Below are 25,938 nucleotides of genomic sequence, written 5' to 3' on the forward strand. Positions count from 1 at the left end.
TGGTTCACTTCCTCATCAGGCTTCGATGACCGGGATCTCCCATTCGGCAACCGGTGCCGACAGCAGGTCCGGCTCGCCTTCCGTCACCGCCCAGTTGTCCTCAGCGTTGATGAAGCCCAGCTCATTCGAGAAGTTGGGGTTGCAGGCAAAGACATTGCCAACCTCGAACTGGATGTCCTCAAACGCTGCCAGCGACGGGTATTCGGTGGTCTCGATGCCGACACCGTGGCCGACCCGGCCCACGCCCATGGTCTTGAGGCCCCGTTCAGCCAGGTATTTGTCGACCACCTCGATCACATGTGCAGGGGTATTGCCCGCGGTCAGCTGCATGTTGCAGTCATGGCGCAGCTGCATGGCCCAGGTGTAAAACTCGCTCAGCGCATCCGAGGGTTTGCCGATGGAGGCGGTCCGGGCCAGGTCGGACCAATAGCCCTTGTAGCTGACACCGACGTCAAACCCGAGGGTCTCGCCCTTCTGGATCACCCGGTCGGTCGGCAGCAGCACGATGCCCTTTTCATTGGCCCCCGACAGCACGCACAGAAGCGAGATCTTCTCGGCACCGTTGGCTATCAGGTTCTGGCGCAGGATCTGGGCAACCTCGTTTTCGGTCATGCCCGCGCGCACCTCCTGGAAGGTCTTCTTCTGCGCTTCGGCGGAGATGATCGAGGCGCGGCGCAGGTATTCAATTTCCTGCGGCGACTTCACGTTGCGCACCTTCAGGATAATGTCGGCGGCATCGATGAAATCCGCCTCGGGCAGGCCTTTCATCACTTCCTGCAGGCCCAGGTAGGAAATGCCCAGATACTGCTCGCGGCCCAGTTCGGCGCCGATGCGGGCCTTGGAAAGGCCCAGATCCTTCAGCACACCGATGATGAACTCCGGGTGGCCCATCAGCCCGCCGGTGGTGCGGATATCGGTGATGAAGGAGGTCTGCTCCACCTGTGCCACTTCAAAGGGCATGGTGATCAGGGTCGGGTCGCCATCCTTGGGCAGGATGAACATATAGGAGCGGATCTTGTCCACGGCGCACTGCTCAGAGCGGTGGCCAGTGTAATACTGATAGTTCAGACGTTCGGTGATCAGCATGGCGTCGAGGTTCTTCTCGGCCATCAGCGCACGGGTTTTGGCGTAGCGTGCTTCGAACTCTTCTTTGGTGAAATCTGCGTATGGGGCTGTCATGTCGTACCTTACACGAGCTGTGTTTGCGTGCCGCCATACTAGATAATATATTATTCAGGGCAAGAATTTTCTGCGAATTAGACAGACGCAGTATCCGCACGGGGTCAATCGCCCAAGAAAACAGGGGTTCTCAGCGCCCCACAGTCCCAGCCCTGCCATCGGTTGAATCACATCACGCCCAAGGGAATCACAATATTGAATCCCCAATCCGGCAAGGCTGATTCTCAAAACGGCATCACAGCCGCAATGGCAGCAGAACCGCCGCCCGGCCTTGCTGCGCAGGGCCAGACCGGTGCTTTTACGCGGGCCGTCACAACGCTTGACGCCGCTTGATACTAGATAATATATTATCCCACAAAACCGGCAGCGGGAGGATAGCCAGTTGAAATTCTTCACCGACAGCGACATGCAGGCCGCCCTGCCCTGGGAGGCGCTGATTTCCGAACTGAAAGGGGCATTTGCCAAAGGCGTCTCGCAGCCCCTGCGCACCGCGCATGCGGTGCCGGTGCCGGGCGAGCCGGATGCCACGTTCCTGGCGATGCCCGCCTGGGAGGAAGGCGGCAAGCTGGCAGTGAAGATCCTGTTCATCGCCCCCGGAAACTCGGCCCGCAACCTGCCCGCGGTGAACGCCAGCGTGATGGTGTTCGACGCGGTGACCGGCCAGGCGGAGGCGGTGATGGAAGGCGGCGAGCTGACCGCGCGCCGTACTGCCGCCACCTCTGCGCTTGCTGCCGATCAGATGGCGCACAAAGATGCAAAATCGCTGCTGATCGTCGGCGCCGGCACCATCGCTGCCAACCTGATCCCGGCCCACCGCGCCGTGCGCAGCTATGAAACGGTCAGGATCTGGGCCCGCCGCCCCGAACAGGCCCAGGCGCTGGCCAATCAGTTCGACGAGGCCGTCACCGTCGCCGCTGACCTCGACGCCGCCGTCGCCGAAGCCGACGTCATCGCCGCCGCCACCATCACCAACGATCCGCTGATCAAGGGCGCGCTGCTGAAAGAGGGCGCGCATCTGGATCTGGTTGGCGGCTTTACAACTGAGATGCGCGAGGCCGACAGCGAGGCGCTGAAACGTGCCGCGGGCGGCATCATCGTAGACACCTATGACGGCGCCATGGCCGAGGCCGGCGACATCACCCAGCCGCTGGCTGACGGCACCATCACCCGCGCCGACATCGCGGGTGACATGGCCGAGCTGTGCCGCGGCGAAGCGCAGCCCCGCACCTCAGACAGCCAAATCACCGTTTTCAAATCCGTGGGGGCCGCGATTGAGGACTTCGTCGCCGCCCGCATGGCCGCCGCATCCTGAACCTGACTGGAAAGACAATGACTGATTTCAGATTCGCCCGCCGCTCTGCCATTCTTGGCAAATCGGTGTTTGACCACGCGCCGGGCACCATCGCCCTGAATTCCGGCGCCGCCTACCCGCCCTGCCTGCCCGACGTGGTGCGCGAAGCGACCGAGGCCGTGGGCCCCCTGCGCGAAGAAGCCATGCAGTATGCGCCGCTGATGGGCCTGGATGACCTGCGCGACGAGATCTGCAACTTCGTCGCCGAGGACGGCATCAAGGCCAGCCGCGAGAACGTGCTGGTCACCTACGGCTCCAAAAGCGCCTTTGATCTTGCCCTGCGCACCTTCTGCGAGGCCGGCGACACCGTGATCGTCACCCGCCCGACCTATATGACCGCCGTCCACATCATGCGCACCCACAACGTGCGTTTCCTGGACATCGGCCAGGACGGCGAGGGCTTCTGCGCCGATGAGCTGGAAGAAAAACTGCAGCGGATGGAAAACAACGCCGAGCAGATGCCCAAGCTCTTGTTCGACGTGCCGGACTTCCACAACCCGACCGGCGTCACCACCTCGCTGGCACGGCGCAAGAAGATGCTGGCGCTGGCGCAGCGCTATAACTTCGTGATCTGCGAGGACGACCCTTACCGCCGTATCCGGTTCGAGGGCGAAGTTATCCCGTCGATCAAATCCATGGACACCACCGGCCATGTGATCAGCCTCGGCACCGTCTCCAAGATCCTCGCCCCCGGCCTGCGTGTCGGCTGGGCGATCGGTGATGCCGGCGTGATCCGCCGCATGGCGATGCAGAAGGCCGATGGCGGCTCCAACGCCTTTGCCCAGCGCATCGTGGTGCAGCTGATGCAGTCCAACAAGATGGCGCATCACATCGACGAGATGATCCACCAGATGCGCATCCACCGCGACGCGATGATCGAAGCCTTCGCCGAGCACATCCCCGAAGCCAAGATCCGCGCGCCCCATGGCGGCTATTTCCTCTGGGCGACCCTGCCCGAGGGCACCGACGCGGAACGTCTGGTCGAACTGGGTATTGAGGAAGGCGTCGAGGTTTCCTCCGGGCGGCTCAGCTTCCCCAATGACGATCCCGGCAACTGCATCCGCATGGCCTACAGCTTCATCACAGTAGACGAAATCAAGGACGGCATCGCCAAGCTCGGCGCGGCCTGGCGCAAACTCCAATCCACAGCACAAGCGGCATAAAACAGAAGGAATTAACCCATGCCCTGCCCCAAAGTCTCCCTCGCCCCCAGCTGCGAGATCGATCTGGACGCCGAAGGCAAACAGCACGGCTACGTGCGTATCCAGTTCTCCTCGGACCGCTCTGCCTATGGCTGGCTGCCGATGCCGATCATGTCGATCAAGAACGGCGACGGCCCCGTTGCGGTGGTGATCGGCGCCAACCATGGCGATGAATACGAAGGTGTCTCGATCTGCAACGGCCTGTACCAGGAGCTTGAACCCGAAGACATCAAGGGCCAGATCATCTTCCTGCCCGCGGCCAACGCCCCGGCCTTCTATGCCGGCCGCCGCACCTCGCCGCTGGACTGGACCGGCGAAGCCAACCTGAACCGGATGTTCCCGGGCAACCAGTACGGCTCCCCGACCGAGATGATCGCCTGGTACATCACCAACCACATCGTGCCGCGCGGCGATGCGTTCTTTGACCTGCACTCGGCCGGCAAATCCATCGACCACCACCCCTCGGTCAAAATCCGTCTGATGGGCGACGCCCAGAAAGACGCGATGCAGATGAAGTTCCTGGAGCTGTTCGGCGCGCCGCTGGGCATCGTCGGCGACCGGGTGCATGAAACAACCCTGTCGGGCGAGATCCTGCCGCAGGACAAGATCTACCTGTCCACTGAACTGGGCGGCGCCGGCAAGATCCGCCCCTGGATCCGCGAATTCGGCTTCAACGGCATGAAGCGCTGCCTGCGCGAGCTGGGCGTGTTCACCAAGGACGAGCACCTGCCCGACCCCGAGCACAAGGTCTCGCTCAAGGCGATGCAGACAGGTGACCATTACATCTTTGCAGGCAAGGACGGCATGTTCGAGCCGGTTGTGAACTTGGGCGACGTGGTCGAGGACGGCCAGCTGGCCGGCTACATCTGGAACCTGAAAGAGCCCTGGGAAAAACCGGAAGAGCTGCGCTTCAACAAGGGCGGCGTAGTGTTCTGCAAACGCACCCCTGCTTTGTGTGAAATCGGCGATACGCTGTTCTTCACCCTCAGCGATTATGAAGGCTGACCGGCCCCTCTCTGCACGGCCCCCTGGCTCCTTGGGGCCGTGCGCAGCTGGAAGCGCTAGGCCTGGCACAGGCCGCGGGCGGGCGCCCTCCCCCTCTCTCCCCGGGAGCCTGCCCCAAAAAACCTTTGCATTTTTCTTTCTGCCCGGCGCTTCCATGCTCAGCTTCAGCTCCGCAATCGAGCCCTTGCGGATTGCCAATCAGCTGGCGGCAGCGCCGCTTTACACCTGGCACACCCTGTCCGAAGACGGCGGCGGCGTAACCTGCTCCAACGGAACTGAACTGGCCGTTGACGGGCCGCTCTCGAATGCGCCGCGGGCCGACTATTCGCTTATCGTTGCCGGCCCGGCCGTACAGCATTTGCGGCAAACTCCGGTCGTCAGCTGGCTGCGGCGCAAGGCGCGGTTTGGCGGCACGGTTGGCGCCGTCTCTGGCGGGACCGGACTGCTGGCTGAAGCCGGGCTGCTGAAATCCGGCGGTTTCACCCTGCACTGGGAGGACCGGCTGGGGTTTTGCGAACGCTTCCCGGAACTGGCGCCGCTGGACCAGCTGTTCTGCGCGGATGGCCAGGTCCTGACCTGCAGCGGCGGCACTGCGGCGCTGGACCTGTCGCTGCATCTGATCGCCAGCCATCACGGCCAGCGCTTTGCCCGCACCGTGTCGGACATGTGCGTCCACACCGGCCTGCGCAGCAGCCAGGACCGGCCGCAAAGCTCGCTCTCCTACGTGCTGGGCAGCCGCAGCCCGCATTTGGTCAAGGCAGCCGGCATCATGGCTGAAAACCTGGAAGACCCCCTGCTCCTGCAGGAAGTCGCCCGGCGCGCGGCCATTTCACGCCGCCATATGGAGCGGCTTTTCAGCTCCTATACCGGGCGCACGCCCGCGCAATACTACCGCGACCTGCGGCTGGAGCGCGGCCGCAAGCTCTTGAGCGAAACCGACTACCGGCTGCCGGCGATCTCCGCCGCCTGCGGGTTCTCCAGCACCACCACCTTTGTGCGCAGCTTCAAAAGGAAATTTGGCATTGCTCCAGTCGAATACCAGTCCCGCAGGCAGCCCGGCAGCCGCCACGCCTGATGCCCCGTCAGTTTACGCCCTGCCGGAGATCGCGCTCAATCCCGATGGGTTCGGTGATTGGACCGGTCTGCTGGGGCTGTTGCGCCATGCCTTTGCCCATACCGTCGGCAAGGTCGATCCACCCAGCACTGTTTATAGCTGCACTGCGGCCGATCTGGCCCGGCGGGCTGAGTTCGAACATCTTATGATCGCAAGAGATCGTGCCCGCCTTGCCGGATGCCTGTTTCTGAAAGAGGCAAAGGACGCGTTGTTTCTGGGCCGGTTTGCCATCCGCGCCGAACACAAGGGCAGCGGCTTGGCCCGCGGTATGATTGAGCAGGCCAGCGCTTTGGCCCGCCAGCGCGGCAAGTCCTGCCTCGTGCTGGAGACCAGAACAGCATTGAAAGAGAACCAAGCCAAGTTCCGTGCCATGGGGTTTGAGATCACCGGCGGCCGCGCACATGCGGGCTATCGCGGGATCACAACCTACCGGATGGCGCACCGGCTGCGCTCTGCCGCAATCCTTGCGTGAATGCTGATGGGCATTATCGCTTTACCTGCGTATCCTGACCCCAGCATTCAATACCCGTCTTCAAGCGAGTTGCTAAGGGGGCTGCACGCACTCAGAACATTACTGGTCTGGTGCCTCTGTAAGTATCTTCGCCGGATTAAGCATAGATTGGGAATCAAAGGCTGCTTTCAGTTGCCGCATCGCTGCGAGAGCAGCTCCGGGCCGGCTGAGCGGCAAATGTGCGCGTTTCTCCAGCCCGATACCGTGTTCCGCTGAAACCGTTGTGCCGGGAAAGTTCTGCAGCGTGCCATAGACCGCGCCGTCGATTGCGGCGTGGCCGGCGGGATCGGGGGCTGGCCCTGCCATGATGTGCAGGTTGCCGTCGCCCATGTGGCCGAAGACATAGCAGCTGACGCTGGGGCAGTCCGCGGCGATCCGCTCCTGCAGCTGATTGACGTAGCCCGGGATATCGCTGAGGCGCAGGCCGACGTCGTAGGACAGGCAGGGGCCGTTCAGGCTTTCGATCACATCCGCGTCCTCGCGCAGCTGCCAGATGGTGCGGCGCTGGCTTTCGGATTGGGCGGCGACGCCGTCCAGCAGGAGGCCGTCTTCGAAACATTGGGCGAGGAAGGCTGTCAGGGCCTCTTCCTGTTCCGAGCCGCCCCATTGGCCGGTTTCGATCACCCCGTAGATGCCGCATTCGGATGATACCAGGCTGCTGCCGAGATGCGCGGCAATTTGGCTGAAGAACTCCGGCCACATGGCCTCAAACGACAACAGGCTGCCGCCAAAGGTTTTGCGGGCCTGAGCGAGCACCTCGAACAGATCTGCGGGTCCGGCGCAGCCGATCAGCGCGGTTTGCACCGAGGACGGGCGGCTGTGCAGGCGCAGGGTGAGTTTGGTGATGATGCCCAGCGTGCCTTCCGAGCCAATGAACAGCTGTTTCAGGTCATAACCAGCGTTATTCTTGAGCAGCGTGTTGTTGAGGTCCAGGAGAGTGCCGTCGGCCAGCACCGCCTCCAGCCCCAGGATATTGTCCCGCGCCATGCCATAACGGATCGCCTGGATGCCGCCGGCATTGGTCGAGGCGATGCCGCCCAGGGTGCAGCTGCCGCGCGACGGCAGGTCGACACCGGGGGCGAGGCCGAGGGGTTCGGCGGCGTCGATTACCTGCTGCAGGGTGGCGCCGGCCTCGGCGGTGACGACGCCCTGCACCGGATCGAGGTCCAGAATGCGGTTCATCTTTTCCAGCGACAGAGCCACCTGTCCGGATGCGGTAGCGGTGCCCTGCACCAGGCCGGTGAGACCGCCCTGCGGCACGATTGCCAGGCAGTGTGCAGCGGCCAGGCGGCAGATCTCGCTGACCTGCTGCGCCGTCTCCGGCGTCAGCAGCACGCCGCCGTCATAGCTCGCGGCGCAATAGCCGGTGTTTCGCAGGGCGAGCCGCTCTCCGGTGATCACGTTCTGGGCGCCGGTCACCGGGGTGAACAGAGCGGAAATCTGGTTGATGTCCATTAGGGGTGCTTTCGTTTCGCCCGGTCTTAGCTGCCGGACTTGCCTTTGCGGTGCTCGTGCAGGGTCTTGGCGACGATGGCGATGGTGGTCAGCACCATCAGGATCACCGAGACTGCGGCAATGATCGGGTCGACGTTCAGCCGCAGCCCGTCCCAGATCCGTTTCGGCAGGGTGATCACGTCGATACCGCTGACAAACAGGGTGACGGCGATTTCCTCCCAGGACAGCACCAGGCTGAGAAACCAGGCCGAGAACAGCCCGAATTTGAGGTTCGGCAACACCACCCAGAAGGTGGTCTGCATCCGCGACGCACCTAGGTTGCGGGAGGCGAGTTCGAGCGATTTATCCAGCCGCGAGGTGGCGGTCAGCATCACGATGACCGCAAAGGGCGTCACCATAATCACATGGGTCAGGATCAGCCCCGGGTAGGTGTCGATCAGGCCGATGCGGGCCTGCAGGAAATAGATGATCACCGCCGAGACCACCGGCGGCACCGCCATTGGCAGCAGCGCCAGTCCGACCAGCGCGCCGCCATAGCGGGGCTGGCGGAACCACAGGCCAAGCGCAAAGGCGGCGGCTAAGACGGTGGCAATCACGCTGCTGGCCAGTGCGACAAGGATGCTGTCGGAGATGCTGGCAAGCCAGGCCTCATCCGTCAGCAGCGCCTGGTAGTGGCGCAGGGACCAGTCGCCCTTGGGCAGCGACAGGAAGCGCTTGGGGGTGAAGGAGACCGGGATCACCGCCACCAGCGGCATCAGCATGAAAAGGCCGGTGAGCACGGCAGCAAGTTTCAGCAGCCAGCCTTGCAGGTTCAGGGGCTTGCGCATCATTTGACCAGCCTTTCCGGGCGGATGACTTTGAACAACAGGCCCGCCATGGCAGCGACCACCGCCAGCACCCCGATGCTGAGCGCGGCGCCAAATCCCCAGTTTGAGGTCTGGAACATCTGAATATAGATGTATTCGGCAATCATCACGATCTTGCCGCCGCCCAGGATCGCCGGCGTGATGAAGAAGCCGAGCGCAAAGACAAAGACGATTATCACCGAAGCCAGGATGCCAGGCACGGTGAGCGGCAGGAACACGTTCCAGAAGGTGAAGGCGAGGCTGGCGCCCATGCCGCGTGAGGCCAGGAGCACCCGGCTGTCGATCTGGCGCATCACCGAGGCGATTGGAAAAACCGCAAAGGGCACCAGGAAATGCACCATGCCCAGGATCACCGAAAACTCGGTGCGCACCAAGGTTAGCGGCTCTGCTATGGCGCCGATGGATAGCAGGCTCTCGTTCAGAATGCCCTTGTTGCGCAGGATCACCACCCAGCCGAAGGCGCGGATCAGAACCGAGATCCAGAAGGGGATGAAAATGCACAGCTCCATGAACAGCTTGCGCGCCGGAGATCCGAAGACCCAATGATAGGCCAGCAGATAGGCCAACAGCACGGAAATGCCGGTGACTAGGATGCAGACCCGTGCGGTGCGCAGCATGATGTTGAGTGCATCGGCATCCGTCAGCATCCGCACATAGTTCTCGGCGCCCGGCTCCGGCCGGGAGACGGACCAGCCGAAGACGCCCAGAAGCGGTGCCAGATAGACCGCCAGGAACAGGGCGGGCAGCAGCCACATGGCTACGGTGTGTATATTGAGCCGTGCGGCCATCCTGCTGCTCCTCCCCAAGTGGTTTAGCTGCTGACCAGGGCCAGATATTTATCCAGCGCGGTGCCGTAGTGGTCGGCGTACCATTCCGCCTGCAGCACGATCTGGCGCTCCAGGTTTTCCTTGGAGCTGGCATCCACCGGCTTCATCTCTTCCGAGACCAGCGCGTGGGCGGCAGGGTTGGCCGGGCCGTTGCCCAGCTCGTTCAGCAGCGTCACCTGATTGTCCGGGTTCTGGGCCAGGGCGATGAACTCCATGGCGGCCGCAGCACCGGCGGGATTGCCCTTGATCACGGTCCAGCCTGAAGGCGAGACCAGACCCTGGTCAAAGGTCCAGTCGACCTCGCCTTCGGTATCCTGTTTGGTCAGGTTGGCGCGGGTGTGCCACAACAGGCCCATCGAAGCCTCGCCGTCGCGCAGCAGCTGCTGGCTTTCGGCACCGGAAGACCAGAAGCTGACAATATGCGGCTTCAGCGCTTCGATCTTGGCCAGGGCGCGGTCCACGTCTAGCGGGTAAAGCTCGGCAGGGGCGACGCCATCGGCCAGAAGTGCGGCCTCCAGCACGCCGGTCATCCATTTGTAAAGGGTACGCTTGCCCGGGTATTTTTCCAGGTTCCAGAAATCGGCCCAGGTGCTGGGCGCGTCACTGCCAAAGCGGGTGGCGTCATAGGCGATGACGTTGCTGTAGAAATAGGAGGGAACGTAAAATTCGCCGTCAAAGCCCGGCTCGATCTTGCTGCGGTCGACGATGGAATAGTCGATCTTCTCCATCATGCCTTCGCGGCCCAGGCGGATCGCGGAATAGGGTTCTGCGTCGCAGACGTCCCAGCGGACCGAGTTGCTTTCGAACTGGGTTTTCATTGAGCCTTCAAGCGGGCCGGAGCCGTCGATTTTCAGCGTGTTGCCGGTGGCGGCCTCATAGGCTTCGGCAAAGGCAGCGGAGTAGGCGTCGATCGCATCGCCGCCCCAGTTGACCACCACCAGTTCTTGGCCCGCGGCGCGGGCGCCAGGTGCTGCCACGGTGGCGGCACCCAGTGCCACCAGCCCGGTCAGAAAGCCGCGGCGGTCCAGCTTGCCGGAGCGGAAGCGTTCGGCCAATAGCTCGCAGCAGTCTCGTTGAAAGTTGTTCATGATCTTCTCCCTGGTCAGTCGTCGCCGGGTCCGAAGGCCGCCTTGCGCGGTCCGGCCCGGGTCTTGTTAATCGGCAATCACGATGCTGTTTTCGGGCGACCAGCCGACCCACAGGTCGCTGCCAACCGATGGCAGCGCGCCATTGGCGCTGTGGGTCGAGGCGCTGATGCTGTGGCCTTGCGGCGTCTGCAGCACCAGGTCGCTGTGGGAGCCCTGATAGGTGGTCTGGATCACCCGGGCGGGCAGCACATTGGCCTGATCCGCGGGGCGCTCGGCGCTGAGGGTCATATGCTCGGGGCGCACCGCGATGCTGGCGGTGCCGTTCACAGGGTTTCCAGGGTTGGCGGCCGACAGGGTGGTGCCGTCCAGATTGCCGCGCAGGAGCCCGCCGTCCATGCCGGGGCTGGCCACCGGGAAGATGTTGATCTGGCCCAGGAATTCCGCAACGAATCGTGAGTCTGGCGCGTTGTAGATCCGGTCAGGCGTCGCCAGCTGCATCAGCCGGCCCTTATTGAAAATGGCGATCTTGTCGGACATCGCCAGCGCCTCGCCCTGGTCATGGGTGACAAAGACAAAGGTGGTGCCGGTTTCCTCATGCACCCGTTTCAGCTCGCTCTGCATCTGTTCGCGCAGGTTGCGGTCGAGCGCCGAGAGCGGCTCATCCAGCAGCAGCACATCCGGCTGGAACACCAGCGAACGGGCCAGCGCCACCCGCTGCTGCTGACCGCCAGACAGTTGCGAGGGTTTCTTGTGCGCATGTTCGGCAAGGCCGACGGTTTCGATGATCCGCCCCACCTTCTGTTTGCGCTCGGCGCTGCCCATCTTGCGCACCCGCAGCGGGTAGTCGACGTTCTGCCAGACGGTCATATGCGGAAACAGCGCGTAGCCCTGGAACACCATGCCGAAATTGCGCTCTTCCGCGGCCATCCGGCTGATGTCCTGGCCATCCTTCATCAATGTGCCGGAGGACTGTTCGGTAAAGCCTGCAAGGATCATCAGGAAGGTGGTCTTGCCGGAGCCGGAGGGGCCCAGAAAGGTCAGGAACTCGCCCTTGCTGATCTCCATGCTGACGTCGTGCAGCGCCTTGAAGTCGCCATAGGACTTGCAGATGCTGCTGGCCGCGATTTGTGACACTGACTGGCTCCCCGTCGTTCCTGGCCCGGGCAAGGCCCTAGGCATTGGCGGGAGGATTGCAGTCAGTTTTTTTCACGTCAAATGAAAGTAATTGCCGTGTTATGGTGAAAATTTCTCACGATTTTGCGGCAGTCTAACCCTGTGTTTGCAGCGTGTATTCCTGGAACCAGCGCGACAGCCAGTCGATCGCCAGCTGGCAGACCCGGCGCTGCATCCGCTCTTTCTGGGCAACGATGTAATAGGCGTGGGGGCCGCGGATTTCGGTGTCGAACAGCCTCACCAGCTTGCCCTCGCTCAGCGCGTGGCGGCCCAGGATGTCGTCGCCGATGGCAATGCCGGCGCCGGCAATGGCTGCGTTCATGTTGTGGGTCACATCCGAGAACACGATGCCCTTGCTCAGCTCAAAGCTTTTCTTGCTGGCGGCGGACAGCCAAACCACCCAGTCGCTTTGATTGCGGTGGTGCAGCAAGGGCAGCTTCACCAGGTCCTCGGGTGTGCGGATGCGGCCGTGGCGCTCCAGAAAGGCAGGCGAGCAGACCGGGAAGGCGCGCGGTGTGAACAGGTGCTGAACGTGTTTACCGGGCCAGGCGCCGTCGCCGTAGATGATCGAGAAATCGGTTTGATCGTTCAGGATATCGTTGCGGTCGGTCTCGTTGGTGATTTCCAGATCGATGTTGGGAAACAGATCCAGGAACTCGGTGATGTGGTAAGCCAGCCAATAGCTGCCCAGGCCGGACGCGCAGTTGATGCGCAAGGGGCCGAAGGGCTCGCTGTCGCCCAGCGGCGCATTGGCACGTTCGACGATTTCCAGCGCCTTGCGGATGTCCTGCACATAGCGGTTGCCGGCCGAGGTCAGCTCCACCTTGCGGCCCGCGCGGCTGATCAGCTTGACCCCCAGCATTTGCTCCAGGTTGCGCAGCTGGTGCGAGACCGCGCTGGGGGTCACGAACATCGCCTCCGATGCCTTGTGCAGGCTGCCCAGCCGCGACACCGCCTCCAGCATCCTCAGCGCCGTCATCGACGGGTAGACACGGCGGGCGTCGCTTGCGTCTCTTTCGGCCATGCTGCCCATGTTCGGACCTCTCTGTGCGGGTTTGCCGGCAGACTACATGAGAAAAATTGGGAAATGCATCCGAATTTCTTTCATTTGACGTGAGAAATTCTGCGTTCTTACTGTGCCCGGACAGGTGCGGGGCTTGGCCTCGCGGCAGGGAAAGGACAGACGCATGGTTTCGAGCGCCGGAATCCGGTCGACCAACACACCCGAGGGGCTGCCTGCGGCGGATATGGTGCTGCGGAACGGGCGGATTTACACCGTCGACGCGGATCAGCCCTGGGCCGAGGCGGTGGCGATCAAGCACGGGCGGTTCATGGCGGTGGGCAGCAATGCCGAGATGGAGCCGCTGATTGCGGATTACACCCATGTGCATGACCTGAATGGTGCCTTTGCCATGCCGGGCCTTTATGACATGCACACACATCCCGATTTGGCTCTGGGTCCGAAATACTCCGACTATCTGGATGTGGGGCTGGAGACACCCACCCCGGATCAGGTGCGCGAGGCGATCCTGCGCTATGCCGCGGAAAACCCGGACCGCGAGTGGATTTTCGGCAAGCATTTTGTCCACTACGCCTTTCGCAAGGCGGGGCTGAAGCCAGGGCGCGACTGGCTTGACAGTTTCATTCCCGACCGGCCGGTTGCGATCATGGACCGGATGTGGGGCAGCTGCATGGCCAACTCCAAGGCGCTGGAGCTGGCGGGGGTCAGCAAGGACACCGTCGACCCCAACAACGGCTACATCGTGCGCGATCCACTGACTGGAGAGCCGGACGGCATCCTGGTGGATGGCGCCTATGCGCTGATCATGGCAGCAATGCCGCCACCACCGATGCACGCGCTGACCCGCGCCTACCGCGAAGGCGCGCGGTTCCAGTCCGCCCGCGGGGTGGTGGCAACGAAATACGTGCATGTCTGCGAACAGCGTCTGGATGCGCTGCGCGCCATCGACCTGGCAGGTGAGCTGCCGGTGCGGGTCGAGGCCGCAATCAGCTGGCAGGACGACATCTTTCCGGTGCGCCGCCGCTGGGAACTGCTGGCGGGGGAGCGGCATTACTACCGTTCCAAGCGTCTCAATGCGAATGCGGTCAAGTTCCACTTTGACGGCACCGCCGAACCGCGCACCTCTTACCTGATTTCTCCCTGGCCGAACGAGAAGACCTGGCAGGGCTCGCTGAATCTGACGCCTGAGCATATCTATGACATGGTTGCGGAAATGGACCGCAAGCGGATCCGGGTGATTGCCCATTGCACCGGTGACGGGGCATCGGACATCTTCCTGGATGCGGTGGCTGAGTGCCGCCGCCGCAACGGTCCCGGTGGCATGCGCCACCAATGCGCCCATTCCACCCTGCTGGACGAGGGCAACCTGGCCCGGTTCGCCGAGCTGGACGTGATTGCCGAGTTCTCGCCGGTGGGCTGGTTCCCGTCCGAGTTCACCATCGGCGCGCGGTCCTCGTTCGGAGAGCGTCTGCAGGAGGCCTATAACGTCCGCGGGGTGCTGGATGCGGGCGGGGTTACGGTGATGGGCACTGACTGGCCGGTTAGCAGCATCGACCCCTGGTTCGGGTTCGAAACGCTTGTCACCCGCGAAAACCCGCGCGGCGAGATGGAGGGCAAGCTGGGCCAGCCGATCACACCTGAAGAGGCGATCCGGATGCTGACCCTCAACGGCGCCTATGCGATGGGCTGCGAGGATGTCTCGGGCTCGATCACCGCGGGCAAGACCGCCGATCTGATCGTACTGGACCGCAACCTGCTGGAGGTTGAGGCCAAGGGCAATTGGCACAAGACGCAGGTGCAGCTGACCATAGTCGATGGCGAGATTGTGCATGACCCCGATGGCTGGATGCAGGGCACGGAGTTTGAAGCCCGCATCACCTCTCCGGTTCCCGATTTCACGCCAAAGGACATCTGATGGACACGCGCGTTCCGGTTACAATCGTTGCGGGCTTTCTCGGCTCTGGCAAAACCACGCTGATCAACACCCTGCTGCAGGGAGATCACGGGCTGAACATCACCGTGCTGGTCAACGACTTCGGTGCGGTCAATATCGACGCCGACCTGATCCTGAAGCGCGAACGCGAGGTGATGGAGCTGTCAAACGGTTGCGTCTGCTGTTCGATCCAAAGCGACCTGGTAGCGCAGTTGCAGGCGCTGTTCCGCTCTGGCAACCCGCCCGAGTATCTGCTGATCGAGGCCAGCGGGGTGTCCCAGCCCGGCCGGATCGCCTCTGTCTTTGGCTATCCGCAGCTGCGGAATTATGCCCGGCTGGATGCAGTGGTAACGCTGATTGACGCAGCAAATACGGAAAACCTGTCAGCCTCATGCCGGCTGCTGGTGCAATCTCAGATCGAAGCGGCGGACATTGCTATCCTGACCAAGACGGACCTGGTGACGCCCCTGGATCTGGAGGCGTTCCGGGATCAATGGCTGTTTCCGGATCTGCCAGTCTATGAGGCAATCCAAGGCCAGGTGCCTTTTGAGGTCCTTCTGGACACAGGGCGCCATTCGCAGGAGGGCAAAGAGCTTCTGCTTTCTCACCCAGGCACCGGTTTCTGTTCCGCCAGCTGGAGCACAAGCGAAGCACATACCTATGAGCGTTTCCGCAAAGCCCTCAGCGCCTTGCCCAAAGCGGTTTTCAGAGCAAAGGGAATTCTGTTCTGCTCCGATTTTCCCGATACCCCAATTATCTTCCAAAAAGTTGGCAGCAGGATGAATTTCTCAAAACAAGGCACCTGGGGCAGCGCTCCGGAAACCCGGATTGTTGTTATTGGGGAAAACGCTCAGTGCGCGGATGGCTACAGCAACGAGAGTGCCCAAGACTGGATTCGGGACCTGATGTTGAACACTGAAGCTCTGCCCGAATAGACGAAGGTCTCAACCAGGCGCGCGTCAAGGACGGAGCGGTCTCGCACCATATCGCAAGCAGCCTCAAATCTTGCTGCTTCGTGGGGGTGGCGGCGCTATGAGGGCAGTGTGCGCTCCGGGCAAGCACGCCGGCCCGCTGCACCCGCTGTTTCTTTGACGGCGCTAGTCCCTCTTGCCGCCCTGCTCTACCGGATGCACACCTGCGTGTGGTGGCGGGATGCCTGCTTTACCGCTGAACCTGTTGGCAAAAAGGCCAGCGCAATGCCATACTCTGAGGAGGAGTGTGTCATGAAACCCAAGACCGAAAGTACCGCATCGCCCGGCAAACTGACGCCGCCCCCGCAGGACATGCCCCAGATTAATAGGCTGTCCGCTGGTGATATCACGGCATCGCTGCAGGCCGGGTTTTCAGACTTTCTGGCGCGCCCTTTCATGAGCGCATTCTTCGGCCTGTTCTATGCGGTTTTCGGGCTCTTGTTTGTCTGGTGCCTGGTTTGGCTAGGCAAGATCTGGATGATCATTCCCGCCGCTGTGGGTTTCCCGCTGGTCGCACCTTTCGCTGCGGCCGGCCTGTATGAGATGTCCCGCCGCTTGCAGGAAGGAGAGAGTTTCAGCTGGTCGGAAATCCTCACAGTAATGGCCAATCAGCGCCAGCGCGAAATGGGCTGGATGGCTTTTGTCACCCTGTTCATTTTCTGGGTATGGATCTACCAGGTCCGGCTTTGGCTGGCGATCATTTTGAAAGATGCGTCCTTCTCGGATTTTGATGGTTTCCTGAACATCGTATTCTTCACGCCGCAAGGCTGGGCCTTTCTTGCAATCGGCACCTGCGCAGGCGCATTTCTGTCAGCGGTTCTGTTCTCGGTGACTGTTGTTGCCATGCCCATGCTGCTTGAGCGGGAAACCAATTTCATTTCAGCCATGCTGACGTCCATTCGCGTTGTCACGGAAAACCCGGTGGTCATGCTCACCTGGGCAGCAGTTATTTCAGTGACCATGCTGCTGTCGCTGGTTCCGGCGTTTCTGGGCCTGATCTTCACCTTGCCGATCCTTGGCCACACCTCATGGCACCTCTACCGGCGGGCCGTACAACCAGCTGAAGCATAATCGCCCGGCCGTTCACCGCCGCCCAATAAGACCTATCGGGAATATTCGGCCGTCAGAAGCAGAGGCCAATTTCTATGCAGCTATGGAAATTGAGAAAGGAGCCGCGCAATTTGCTGAAGCTATGCCAATACTGCACGCCTTCGAAAGCCGTTTTGCACTTAGGAGAAGCGACTGATCGCTCAACTCAGCCTTCATCCCTTGGCGCCAAGCGGGACAGAGCCCCCCTTACCGTGCCGCCCTATACTCAAACACAGGCACAAAACTAGCCGGCGCCAATGACTGCTCCAGGATATCAGCGTCCAGCGTGCTTTGATCAAAAATCCGGATTTCAGGGCCTGCGTGTTTTACGCGAAGCTTACCTTCAATCGCGCGCACTGCCATTTCGATGGCCAGTCTCCCCTGCAGCACAGGGAAATCTGTTGGCGCTGCTACAATACGATCCCGCAAAACGCCCCGGTAGACAGCATGGGTCATATAGTCCGAGACAATCTGAACTTTGCTTTGCAGGCCCCGGGCACGCAGAACCGACACAGCTGCCTCGGCCGCAGGCGCTGATCCGGCGATATAATCCAGGTCCTGTTCCTCGTCCAATGCATCCTCAACGAGCCGGACCTGGATTTCCCGGCCGGTATCGCCGTATTTTGTCACCGCAACAATTGCGGAACTTTCCGCTAAGGCTGCGTGGAATCCTTGTTCTACAAACTTGACCCACCCTGCTTTTGCCGGACCTGGAAACCAGGCGACCTTCACCGGCGGCGTGCCCTTGGGGTGGCGTGCCGCGATAACCCGTCCTGCATTGGCCCCCATTTCCACCCAGGAAACCCCCACTTTGGCAGTAATTCCGGCATCGGCGATGTCATTCACTGCGGCAATCACCGGCAACGAAGCCGAAATCCGTTCCACTGTGCTTGTGAAGCCAGCAAAGGAAACTGTTCCAAGGACCAGGGCATCGGCGCCCGCTGCCACGCACTCTTCGACTTGACCGATTTGGCGCTGCAAATTCGGATAGCCGCCGGCCTCAACCAGCTGGAAAGACACTCCAAGCCGGTTGGCTTCGGACACCATTCCATAGTTGACGCTCAGCCAATAGGCATCCTTCAGATGCGGGTAGGCGATGCACAGCTGCCAGTCTTGCGACGCCCTATTTAGCGGCTGGTACCCGATGGTTTCGTATCCGCTGCCATAGTCGAACGGGATCCGCGGTGCTTGCAAGTGCCAGATCTCCGCAGCCGCAGCGGTGCTAAGAAACGCGAAAATCATCAGCCAGAATGCACGCATAAACTCCCCTTTCCGGGACGGAGAATAGGCAGCAGGATGCAAAAGGGAAATTCAAAATTGCGCTGCGCCCGAATGCGCGCGAAAGTTCGGGAATGATAGGAAAGCTCGGCCTTGGCGGAAAGTTGAGCCTCGCATTCATCGTGATTGCGGGTTTGCCAACCCTTGCAGGTATCCTTGGGCTGGTTGAACTGCGGATACTGGCCCGGCGTCAGGCCGAAGTGATCAGCCAGACAATTCCCGCCATTGCTGAAGTGCGCGGCATGGCTGAAGAAAGCACACGCATCATTGCCATCGCTCCTGAGCTGGCCGCGGTGAACAGCCAAGCTGAACGGAAGAACCGCGCGAAGTTCCTGTCTGATCAGGTTGAGGCGCTGACCGAGAGGCTGGAAGCATTGGAACAGGCTGGTGGTACCGGCTCCGCCCGGCTGCGGGAAACTGTTTCCGAAGCATCCCAGGTTCTTTCACTACTGAATGATCTGGTGGAGAGCCGTATTGCCTTGCGCAGTCAATTCAAGGAGCTGACTGACCGGAATCTCGCGGCTGCGGGCAACCTCCTGAGCATGGCAGATACCCTGGTGGCCAATGCCGAAATGGGCACGACTGCAGTGATCTCCAGTCTCTATGGCCCTGGATCCTCGCCGGTTGAGGAGCAGGCCCGCACCGATACTCTGGACAAGCTGCTCGAGGTAGATCTGTTTCAGCTGGGTCTGATGTTCGAACTGCGCTCGCAAACCGCTGAAATCGGTTTGCTGATCAACCGGATCGAAGACGTCGGCAGCGAAATCGAGCTGGGCGAGATCGAGGCTTCGCTAATCAGCCGCCTATTGATTGTGGCACGCCGGATCAAGGCGATCCGCGATCCAGGCCGCCGCCAGCAGGCCGAAGGCTATGCGGCGCAACTGCGGACTGTTCCTAACGAAAATGAGGGATTGTTCGTGCTGCGCGACCGGATCCTGGCCACCGAAAAACGCATTACCGCGCTGCAACAGGAACTGCAGGACGCCGCTCTGCGTCTTGGTGATGAAGCCGCCGCGGTAGCTGATCAGGCACAGGCCAGGGCAATTTCCTCCGGAAATGCCGCTGCCCTTGATGTACGGACAGCGCAGCGGCGCAATGGCTTCGCTGCCCTTGCTGGGTTTCTCCTGTCGCTGGCGGTCTTGTGGTTCTACGTCCGCGGCAGCATTACCAGCCGTCTCAACCGGCTTTCAGGCATCATGGCGGCCCTGATGCGGGGTCAGCTGGACCGGCGGCTGCGCCCCGAAGGCCAGGACGAGATTGCCCGGATGGAAGCAGCCGTTGAGGTGTTCCGCAAGCAGGCCATTGAAAAACTGGAGCTGGAACAAGTTCGAGACAGGAACGAACTGGAGCTCCGCGAGCACCGCAACAACCTGCAAAACCTGGTTGATGAGCAGACCGAACGCCTGCGCGAGGAAGTTGAAGCACATGACGAGGCCCGGCAAAAAGCCGAGGCAGCGGATCAGGCTAAATCTGAATTCCTCGCCATGATGAGCCACGAAATCCGCACACCGATGAACGGAGTGCTGGGGATGCTGCGCAGCCTGTCTGATGACGGGCTGCCGCCCCGGCAGATGGAACGGTTGCGGGCGGCGCTGGTCTCGGGCCAGAACCTCTTGAAGATCCTCAACGACATTCTGGACTACTCGAAAATCGAAAGCGGCGCGCTGCAGGCGGAGGAAACCACCTTTTCGCTGCATGGGCTGGTGCGCGATATCGTCGTGCTGCTGCGCCCCGGCGCGGATGCCAAGGGCGTGCACCTCTGGCTTGACACCCCCGCTGACCTGCCCGACGTGGTCCGGGGCGACGCGGCCAAGCTCAGGCAAATCCTCTTTAATCTGCTCTCCAATTCGCTGAAGTTCACCGAGGAAGGCGAGGTCATCCTGCGGGTCCGCACCAATGGTGAAAGCGATGGACGCCACCAGGTTGCCTTTGAAGTCAGCGATACTGGCATGGGTATTTCGGACGAGGCAAAAGGCCGGATATTCGAGGCCTTCGAGCAAGAGGACAGCGATACCGCCCGCAGGTTCGGCGGCACCGGGCTGGGATTAGCAATCAGCAAGCATTTTGCCGGGACCATCGGCGCCCGGCTCTCGCTGGAAAGCGCACAGGGCATCGGTTCGGTTTTCACCCTAGCCCTGGAGCTTGAAAGGGGTAATCCCGCCGAACTGGATCCGGAAGAAACCCCGGCCCCGGTGCAGAAGGCGGAGACGCCGTTGTCCGTCCTGGTCGTGGAGGACAACGAGATCAACCAGATGGTTGCCCAGGGCTATCTGGAGCGTATGGGCCATTCCTGCCTATGTGTTGCCAGCGCCGAAGAGGCACTGGAACTGCTGCCAGGCTCCGGGTTCGATCTAGTACTGATGGATGTGAACCTGCCCGGCATCAGCGGAACCGAGGCCACCCGCCGCCTGCGCGCCCTGCCCGACCCGAAACTGGCCAGCCTGCCGGTCATCGGCATCTCCGCACATGTGCAGGAAGAGCAGATCGAAACCCATCTGCAGGCCGGGATGAACGGCTTTGTCGCCAAGCCGGTCTCGCCCGAGCGGCTTGCCAAAGCGCTCGACAGCGTCACGCAGGGCCGAAAGGGTGCGATCTACCTGTCTGCGCGGCAGGCCGCGGCTGAACCGCCTGACCGCTACGCCAGCCTGCGGCAGCAGATGCAGGAAAACATCCGGGACCTCGGGGAAACCCAGGCTCTGGACATCGCTCGGATGTTCGAACGGGAACTGCCTCATAGTCTCGCACAAATGAAAGCGGCGCTTGAAGCGCAAGACTTCACGGCCCTCGCCAAGGAGGCGCACAGGGCCAAAGGGGCTGCAGCGACATTCAGCCAGAAAGATCTGGCGGCGCTGCTGGCAAGCTTAGAAGCCCGGGCCGGAGACGGCGGCCGTTCGGGTGCTGCGGAGAAGCTGGGCGCGCTCAACCGGCTGGCACCGCAAATCCTCGAGGCGCTTGCCGTGGTGCTGCGGGAGTGCGAGGCCGTCAGGTCAAAGGCGCGGTGAATACATAGCCTTCGCCATGCACGGTGGTAATCACCCGCGGGTTGGCCGGGTCTTCCTCCAGCTTGCCGCGCAAACGCCGGATCAGCACATCAACAGTGCGGGGATTGGCGCCATACTGCCGGTGGGTGACCCGGCTCATCAGCGCATCGCGCGTGGCCACTTCCCCTGCCCGGCTCACCAGCATATCCAGCACCTCGAACTCGGCCCGGGTCAGCGAAATACTTTCGCCTTCCGCGGTCTGAAGATGCCGGGCGGCCACGTCGAACTGGAACTTGCCAAACTTGTAGATCCGCCGCGACAGCCGCCGGATGTCCTGTGTCCGCCGCAACAGATTTTTCAAACGCGCCAGCAGTTCCCGCCGGTTGAACGGCTTGCAGACATAATCATCCGCACCCAGCTCCAGCCCGACAATCCGGTCAATCTCATCATCCCGTCCGGTCACCAGGATGATCCCGATCTCCGATTTGGCGCGCTGCTCGCGGGTGATCTGCAATCCATCCTTGCCGGGCAGGTTGATGTCGGCCAGAAGCAGGTCAACCTCCTGCTCCTCCAGGATTTTCTCCGCCTCTTCCGCGGTTTCGGCCTGCGAGACATCATAGCCCTGCGCATCCAGGTAACTTGCGAGCGTGGCCCTGGTGACCGGCTCGTCCTCGATGATCAGAATATGCGCCATGAACGCTGTGCCCCTTCGCGAAATATTCCTATCGGTTAACAAATTTTAACATCACTGACCAGCCTGTTCATCCCGCCGGGCTGACCTGTTCACATCTGCTGCCTAGCCTCTCCCCCGAAAGCACGCGCTTTCAATACGCGAAAAGCTCAGGCCATCCGGACCCGGGCTGCGACAACAGGGAGACACACATGAAATACCGGCAAACCCTTTTGGCCAGTGCAGCGGCCATCGCCATGACAGCCCCGATGGCAATGGCAGAAGACTCCTCGGACCCCATCATAATCCCGGTCCACAACTGGTCCAGCCAGATCGTGATGAGCCACGTTGTCGGCCAGATCTTCGAGTCGATGGGCAACAATGTCGAATACGTCTCGACCGACAGCCAGGCGGTTTACGAATCCGTGCGCCTGGGCGACGTGACGCTGGAGCTGGAGGTTTGGGAAGGCGCTTTTGGCAAATCCTTCAACGAGGCGCTGGCCAAGGGCGGCCTGCACGACGCGGGCGACCACAACGCGGTAACCCGCGAGGACTGGTGGTATCCGGCCTGGACCAAGGAAGCCTGCCCGGGTCTGCCGAGCTGGGAAGCGCTGAACGACTGCGCCGCCGTCTTTGCCACGCCTGAAACCGGCGACAAGGGCCGTTTCCTGGGCGGCCCGGTGGACTGGCTCAAGCATGACGCCGAGCGGGTCGAGGCGCTGAACATGAACTTCACCGTGGTGAATGCAGGCTCGGCCTCGGCACTCTGGGCCGAAGTGGCCGCGGCCGAGAAGACCAAACGGCCTGTCGTGATCTTCAACTGGACCCCGAATTTCGCCGAAGCGGTCTGGCCCGGCGAGTTTGTCGAATTCCCAACCTGGGTCGAGGGCTGCGACAAGGACCCCTCGGTCGGCCCGAACCCGGATGCCACCTATGACTGCGGCAACCCGGCCAATGGCTACCTGAAAAAGGCTGCCTGGGACGGCATGAAGGACAAGTGGCCTGCCGCTTATCAGACGCTAACCGAAATCAGCTTCACCAATCCGCAGATCGCCGAGATGGCCAAGCTGGTCGACATTGACGAGATGGAGCCCGAGGACGCCGCCGCCGAATGGCTGGAGGCCAATGAGGATCTCTGGAAGCCCTGGACCGGCTCCTGAACCCTGCATTCCTCTCCAACTCGCCGGGGCGGCCTGCTGCCCCGGATTTTTACTAACGAAAGTAGACCCATGACCGCCGCCACCCCCGTCATTTCCTGCAAAAACGTCTGGAAGCTGTTTGGCGCCAATCCGGAACAGTACCTGAAGTCGCTGACCGGCAACCCGGGCTTTGATGAAATCCGCCAGGCCGGCTACATCGCCGCGGTGCGCGACGTTTCCCTGGATATTGCCAAGGGGGAAATGCTGGTGATCATGGGGCTCTCCGGCTCCGGCAAATCGACCTTTGTGCGCTGCCTGTCCCGCCTCATCGACATCACCGGCGGCGAGGTCCGTGTCGAGGGCCAGAACATCGGCGATATGTCCGAGAAAGAGCTGATTGACCTGCGCCGCAACAAGATGGGCATGGTGTTCCAGAGCTTCGGCCTGCTGCCGCACCGCACCGTGCTGGACAACGTTGCCTTTCCGCTCGAGATGCGCGGCCAGGACCGCCACGAACGCCGTGCCCGCGCGCTGGAGGTGATCGAGCTGGTGGGACTCTCGGGCCGCGAAGATTACTTCCCGCGCGAGCTGTCCGGCGGCCAGCAGCAGCGTGTCGGCATCGCCCGCAGCCTAGCAATCGAGCCCGACATCTGGTTCCTGGACGAACCCTTCTCCGCCCTTGACCCGCTGATCCGCCGCGAGATGCAGGATGAATTCCTGCGCCTGCAAGAGATGCTGGGCAAAACCATCGTCTTCATCACCCATGACTTTGACGAGGCCCTGCGCCTTGCCGACCGCATCGCGATAATGAAGGACGGCGTGGTCGAGCAATGCGACACCCCCGACCAGATCGTGCTGAACCCGGCCACCGAATATGTCGCCAAATTCACCGAGGATATCGAGAAATCCCGCGTCGTCCATGCCGGCGTTCTGGCACGCGAGGTGAACGGCCACAGCCTGACAGGCACCCCGATCGGCGAGAAACAGACCATCTCGGAACTGGCCCGGCTGCTGGTTAATGACAACCGCGACTTCCTGCCCGTGGCCAACACCGCCGGCAGCCTGATCGGAGCCATGAGCCGCCAGGAGGCGCTCGACGTGCTTCTGGGAGAGGCGTCATGACAGACCAAACCATGACACTTGCCGGAAAAACCCACAGTTGGACACGGGCCAAGACCGGCTGGGCGATCCTGGCCGCAGCCTGCTTGCTGGCCATTGGCAACTCCGTTCTGCCCGCGGGGCTGGTGCGGCCGCCGGAATGGCTGGTGCTGCCCTTTGCCGACTGGATCAATGCCATCTTTGCCTTTTTGCGCGATGACCTGGGCCTTCTCTACCTGACCCGCGCCTTTGCTGATGGTGTCGAATGGCTGCTCGATGTGACCGCCAACCTGCTCTACGGCAAGAACCGCTGGCCCCGCATCGGCCCGGTCCCCTGGACCGTGATTGCCAGCATCGGCTTTGTCATCGGCTACGCGCTGCAAGGCTGGCGCCTGTCGCTGCTCACTGGCGGCACCTTTGTCTGGATCGCCGTCATGGGGCAGTGGAAATGGGCGATGGAGACCCTTTCGGTCATCGTCGTCACCGCCCCCTTCTCGATCCTGTTCGGCCTGGTCATGGGCATTTGCGCCTGGCGGTCCAAGACGTTCGAGCGGATCCTGAACCCGATCCTCAACATCGCGCAAAGCCTGCCGCATTTCGCCTATATGATCCCGGTGGTTGTCTTCATCGGCGTCGGTCCCAAGGCAGGCGCCATCGTCACCATCATCTTCTCGGTGCCGCCGATGATCCGCATGTCCCTCCTCGGCCTGCGCAAGGTCCCGCATGAGGTGATCGAAAGCGGCCACATGTGCGGCTCCACCCGTTGGCAGCTGCTGCGCTACGTGCGCATTCCCACCGCCCGGACTGAGATTCTGGTGGGCGTGAACCAGGTAATCATGCAGTGCCTCGCCATGGTGGTTCTGGCCAGCTTCATCGGTATGCCGGGGCTCGGCCAGAAGCTGTTGCAGCTGTTGCAGGCGCTGAAGATCGGCCGCTCGGTTGAAATCGGCATCACCATCGTGCTGCTGGCGGTCATGCTGGACCGCTGCACCAAGGCCTGGGCCACCAAACAGCCCGAGCATTTCGAAAAAGGCACCTCATTCGCCGTGCGCAACAAGTTCCTGTTGCTTGGCGCCGGCCTGTCGCTTGCCTGCCTGGTGCTGGCGCAGTTCGTCCCGCTGCTGGACCAGATCGGCCGCCGCGACGCCTTCACCATTTCCAAGCCGATTGACGCGGTTGCGGACTGGTTCATCGTGCTGATCGACCCGATCACACAATGGCTGCGCTGGTTCCTGATCACCTGGGTCCTGATTCCGATCCGCGATGCCTTCCTGTGGATGCCCTATGCCGCGGTGCTGGCACTGCTGGCGGCGGTCGGCTGGGCCATCGGCGGCTTGCGCTCTGCCCTTGTCTGCCTCGCCTTCTTCGGCCTCATCGCCATGTCCGGCTGGTGGGACCGCGCGATGATCACGGTCTATACCGTGGTGGTTGCCGTCTCGATTGCTGCCGTGATCGGCTTCCCGCTGGGCATCTGGGGCTCCATCCACGAGAAACGCGCCGCCCTCGCCCTGCTGATCTGCGACACGCTGCAAACCTTCCCCAGCTTCATCTACCTGATCCCGGTGGTGATGCTGTTCGGCGTGAACGACGTGGCAGTGATCGGCGCCGTGGTCCTCTTCGCCGCCGTGCCGCTGGTGCGCTACACCATCGAGGGCCTGCGCCAGGTGCCGGAAACCCTGATCGAGGCCGCCGATATGTCCGGCGCCACCCGGGCACAGACCCTGTGGAAGGTCCGTCTGCCGATGGCCCTGCCCACCATCATGGTCGGGGTGAACCAGTCGGTCATGTTCTCGCTGTTCATGGTCATCATCGCCGCCTTCATCGGCACCCAGGACCTGGGGCAGGAGATGCAGCGCGCACTGTCCTCCACCGATGTGGGCAAAGGGCTGGTCCTTGGCCTTGCCGTCGCCTTCATGGGGCTGATGGTGGACCACCTGGTCACCACCTGGGCAAAGACCAAGAAAGAAGCGCTGGGGCTGGAGTAACA

Annotated in this window: 21 protein-coding genes; 12 read left to right on the top strand and 9 right to left on the bottom strand. The window is 61.9% G+C overall.

Going from position 1 to position 25,938, the window contains the following annotated elements; genetic code table 11:
* Positions 1 to 15: 15 nt before the first annotated feature.
* A complete protein-coding gene (locus ACXAHG_RS04925) occupies positions 16 to 1,179 on the bottom strand; it encodes a M24 family metallopeptidase (protein WP_475044324.1) in 1,164 nt (387 codons plus the stop codon).
* 382 nt (positions 1,180 to 1,561) lie between these two features.
* On the opposite strand from ACXAHG_RS04925, the gene lhpI reads away from it, so the two are divergent.
* The 5 genes from lhpI to ACXAHG_RS04950 all read left to right on the top strand — a co-directional run bounded on the left by lhpI (position 1,562) and on the right by ACXAHG_RS04950 (position 6,323).
* Positions 1,562 to 2,491, top strand: coding sequence for a bifunctional Delta(1)-pyrroline-2-carboxylate/Delta(1)-piperideine-2-carboxylate reductase (gene lhpI, locus ACXAHG_RS04930; RefSeq protein ID WP_475056185.1), 930 nt, complete (start codon positions 1,562 to 1,564; stop codon positions 2,489 to 2,491).
* 17 nt (positions 2,492 to 2,508) lie between these two features.
* Positions 2,509 to 3,693, top strand: a complete 1,185-nt coding sequence (locus ACXAHG_RS04935; protein ID WP_475044327.1) for an aminotransferase-like domain-containing protein — start codon at positions 2,509 to 2,511, stop codon at positions 3,691 to 3,693.
* 18 nt (positions 3,694 to 3,711) lie between these two features.
* Positions 3,712 to 4,737: a succinylglutamate desuccinylase/aspartoacylase family protein gene (locus ACXAHG_RS04940; RefSeq protein ID WP_475056186.1), complete on the top strand. Its 1,026-nt coding sequence runs from the start codon at positions 3,712 to 3,714 to the stop codon at positions 4,735 to 4,737.
* A gap of 154 nt (positions 4,738 to 4,891) precedes the next feature.
* On the top strand, positions 4,892 to 5,812 hold the full coding sequence (locus ACXAHG_RS04945; RefSeq protein ID WP_475056188.1) for a GlxA family transcriptional regulator: 921 nt from the start codon (positions 4,892 to 4,894) through the stop codon (positions 5,810 to 5,812).
* Positions 5,760 to 6,323, top strand: coding sequence for a GNAT family N-acetyltransferase (locus tag ACXAHG_RS04950; protein WP_475056190.1), 564 nt, complete (start codon positions 5,760 to 5,762; stop codon positions 6,321 to 6,323). Before ACXAHG_RS04945 ends, ACXAHG_RS04950 begins: the two co-directional genes overlap by 53 nt.
* Before the next feature lie 99 nt (positions 6,324 to 6,422).
* Here the strand turns inward: ACXAHG_RS04950 and ACXAHG_RS04955 are convergent, their stop codons facing one another.
* From ACXAHG_RS04955 to ACXAHG_RS04980, 6 genes are all read right to left on the bottom strand, one after another.
* Positions 6,423 to 7,817 (bottom strand): FAD-binding oxidoreductase, encoded by a 1,395-nt coding sequence (locus ACXAHG_RS04955; RefSeq protein WP_475044334.1) that lies wholly within the window; start codon positions 7,815 to 7,817, stop codon positions 6,423 to 6,425.
* A gap of 26 nt (positions 7,818 to 7,843) precedes the next feature.
* On the bottom strand, positions 7,844 to 8,647 hold the full coding sequence (locus tag ACXAHG_RS04960) for an ABC transporter permease (protein ID WP_475044336.1): 804 nt from the start codon (positions 8,645 to 8,647) through the stop codon (positions 7,844 to 7,846).
* Positions 8,644 to 9,471: an ABC transporter permease gene (locus ACXAHG_RS04965; protein ID WP_475044337.1), complete on the bottom strand. Its 828-nt coding sequence runs from the start codon at positions 9,469 to 9,471 to the stop codon at positions 8,644 to 8,646. The genes ACXAHG_RS04960 and ACXAHG_RS04965 overlap by 4 nt, the downstream gene beginning before the upstream one ends.
* 23 nt (positions 9,472 to 9,494) lie before the next feature.
* The gene (locus ACXAHG_RS04970) at positions 9,495 to 10,598 is read right to left on the bottom strand and encodes an ABC transporter substrate-binding protein (RefSeq protein WP_475056192.1); all 1,104 of its coding nucleotides are present in this window, start codon (positions 10,596 to 10,598) and stop codon (positions 9,495 to 9,497) included.
* Positions 10,599 to 10,664: 66 nt separating this feature from the next.
* Positions 10,665 to 11,732: an ABC transporter ATP-binding protein gene (locus ACXAHG_RS04975; protein ID WP_475044341.1), complete on the bottom strand. Its 1,068-nt coding sequence runs from the start codon at positions 11,730 to 11,732 to the stop codon at positions 10,665 to 10,667.
* A 133-nt stretch (positions 11,733 to 11,865) separates the two neighbouring features.
* Complete coding sequence (locus tag ACXAHG_RS04980) at positions 11,866 to 12,804, bottom strand: LysR substrate-binding domain-containing protein (protein WP_475056193.1); 939 nt, start codon at positions 12,802 to 12,804, stop codon at positions 11,866 to 11,868.
* Positions 12,805 to 12,958: 154 nt separating this feature from the next.
* On the opposite strand from ACXAHG_RS04980, the gene ACXAHG_RS04985 reads away from it, so the two are divergent.
* The 3 genes from ACXAHG_RS04985 (at position 12,959) to ACXAHG_RS04995 (ending at position 16,767) form a co-directional block, all read left to right on the top strand.
* Complete coding sequence (locus tag ACXAHG_RS04985; protein ID WP_475056195.1) at positions 12,959 to 14,707, top strand: amidohydrolase; 1,749 nt, start codon at positions 12,959 to 12,961, stop codon at positions 14,705 to 14,707.
* Complete coding sequence (locus ACXAHG_RS04990; RefSeq protein WP_475056197.1) at positions 14,707 to 15,660, top strand: CobW family GTP-binding protein; 954 nt, start codon at positions 14,707 to 14,709, stop codon at positions 15,658 to 15,660. Before ACXAHG_RS04985 ends, ACXAHG_RS04990 begins: the two co-directional genes overlap by 1 nt.
* Before the next feature lie 288 nt (positions 15,661 to 15,948).
* A complete protein-coding gene (locus ACXAHG_RS04995) occupies positions 15,949 to 16,767 on the top strand; it encodes a DUF2189 domain-containing protein (protein ID WP_475056198.1) in 819 nt (272 codons plus the stop codon).
* A 225-nt stretch (positions 16,768 to 16,992) separates the two neighbouring features.
* Here ACXAHG_RS04995 and torT read toward each other — a convergent pair whose 3' ends face one another.
* The gene (gene torT / locus ACXAHG_RS05000) at positions 16,993 to 18,045 is read right to left on the bottom strand and encodes a TMAO reductase system periplasmic protein TorT (RefSeq protein WP_475056200.1); all 1,053 of its coding nucleotides are present in this window, start codon (positions 18,043 to 18,045) and stop codon (positions 16,993 to 16,995) included.
* Between the two features lie 122 nt (positions 18,046 to 18,167).
* Here torT and ACXAHG_RS05005 point away from each other — a divergent pair, with 122 nt between their 5' ends.
* Positions 18,168 to 21,065 (top strand): response regulator, encoded by a 2,898-nt coding sequence (locus ACXAHG_RS05005; RefSeq protein ID WP_475056202.1) that lies wholly within the window; start codon positions 18,168 to 18,170, stop codon positions 21,063 to 21,065.
* On the opposite strand, the gene ACXAHG_RS05010 is transcribed toward ACXAHG_RS05005, so the two are convergent.
* Positions 21,046 to 21,738 (bottom strand): response regulator, encoded by a 693-nt coding sequence (locus ACXAHG_RS05010; protein ID WP_475044349.1) that lies wholly within the window; start codon positions 21,736 to 21,738, stop codon positions 21,046 to 21,048. The genes ACXAHG_RS05005 and ACXAHG_RS05010 overlap by 20 nt on opposite strands.
* 188 nt (positions 21,739 to 21,926) lie before the next feature.
* On the opposite strand from ACXAHG_RS05010, the gene ACXAHG_RS05015 reads away from it, so the two are divergent.
* The 3 genes from ACXAHG_RS05015 to ACXAHG_RS05025 all read left to right on the top strand — a co-directional run bounded on the left by ACXAHG_RS05015 (position 21,927) and on the right by ACXAHG_RS05025 (position 25,936).
* Entirely contained in the window at positions 21,927 to 22,874 is a 948-nt protein-coding gene (locus ACXAHG_RS05015; protein WP_475056204.1) for an ABC transporter substrate-binding protein, read from the top strand.
* A gap of 69 nt (positions 22,875 to 22,943) precedes the next feature.
* On the top strand, positions 22,944 to 23,975 hold the full coding sequence (locus tag ACXAHG_RS05020; RefSeq protein WP_475056206.1) for a quaternary amine ABC transporter ATP-binding protein: 1,032 nt from the start codon (positions 22,944 to 22,946) through the stop codon (positions 23,973 to 23,975).
* Positions 23,972 to 25,936: an ABC transporter permease gene (locus ACXAHG_RS05025; protein ID WP_475056207.1), complete on the top strand. Its 1,965-nt coding sequence runs from the start codon at positions 23,972 to 23,974 to the stop codon at positions 25,934 to 25,936. The genes ACXAHG_RS05020 and ACXAHG_RS05025 overlap by 4 nt, the downstream gene beginning before the upstream one ends.
* The last annotated feature ends 2 nt before the right edge of the window (positions 25,937 to 25,938 follow it).

This window comes from Leisingera sp. ABD4_442 (assembly GCF_056160905.1).

Bases quoted from the DNA above. Each gene is read 5' to 3' on its own strand.
- ACXAHG_RS04925 (WP_475044324.1), bottom strand. From the start codon at position 1,179: ATGACAGCCCCATACGCAGATTTCACCAAAGAAGAGTTCGAAGCACGC.
- ACXAHG_RS04935 (WP_475044327.1), top strand. From the start codon at position 2,509: ATGACTGATTTCAGATTCGCCCGCCGCTCTGCCATTCTTGGCAAATCG.
- ACXAHG_RS04940 (WP_475056186.1), top strand. From the start codon at position 3,712: ATGCCCTGCCCCAAAGTCTCCCTCGCCCCCAGCTGCGAGATCGATCTG.
- ACXAHG_RS04945 (WP_475056188.1), top strand. From the start codon at position 4,892: ATGCTCAGCTTCAGCTCCGCAATCGAGCCCTTGCGGATTGCCAATCAG.
- ACXAHG_RS04955 (WP_475044334.1), bottom strand. From the start codon at position 7,817: ATGGACATCAACCAGATTTCCGCTCTGTTCACCCCGGTGACCGGCGCC.
- ACXAHG_RS04960 (WP_475044336.1), bottom strand. From the start codon at position 8,647: ATGATGCGCAAGCCCCTGAACCTGCAAGGCTGGCTGCTGAAACTTGCT.
- ACXAHG_RS04965 (WP_475044337.1), bottom strand. From the start codon at position 9,471: ATGGCCGCACGGCTCAATATACACACCGTAGCCATGTGGCTGCTGCCC.
- ACXAHG_RS04970 (WP_475056192.1), bottom strand. From the start codon at position 10,598: ATGAACAACTTTCAACGAGACTGCTGCGAGCTATTGGCCGAACGCTTC.
- ACXAHG_RS04980 (WP_475056193.1), bottom strand. From the start codon at position 12,804: ATGGGCAGCATGGCCGAAAGAGACGCAAGCGACGCCCGCCGTGTCTAC.
- ACXAHG_RS04985 (WP_475056195.1), top strand. From the start codon at position 12,959: ATGGTTTCGAGCGCCGGAATCCGGTCGACCAACACACCCGAGGGGCTG.
- ACXAHG_RS04990 (WP_475056197.1), top strand. From the start codon at position 14,707: ATGGACACGCGCGTTCCGGTTACAATCGTTGCGGGCTTTCTCGGCTCT.
- ACXAHG_RS04995 (WP_475056198.1), top strand. From the start codon at position 15,949: ATGAAACCCAAGACCGAAAGTACCGCATCGCCCGGCAAACTGACGCCG.
- torT (WP_475056200.1), bottom strand. From the start codon at position 18,045: ATGCGTGCATTCTGGCTGATGATTTTCGCGTTTCTTAGCACCGCTGCG.
- ACXAHG_RS05010 (WP_475044349.1), bottom strand. From the start codon at position 21,738: ATGGCGCATATTCTGATCATCGAGGACGAGCCGGTCACCAGGGCCACG.
- ACXAHG_RS05015 (WP_475056204.1), top strand. From the start codon at position 21,927: ATGAAATACCGGCAAACCCTTTTGGCCAGTGCAGCGGCCATCGCCATG.
- ACXAHG_RS05020 (WP_475056206.1), top strand. From the start codon at position 22,944: ATGACCGCCGCCACCCCCGTCATTTCCTGCAAAAACGTCTGGAAGCTG.
- ACXAHG_RS05025 (WP_475056207.1), top strand. From the start codon at position 23,972: ATGACAGACCAAACCATGACACTTGCCGGAAAAACCCACAGTTGGACA.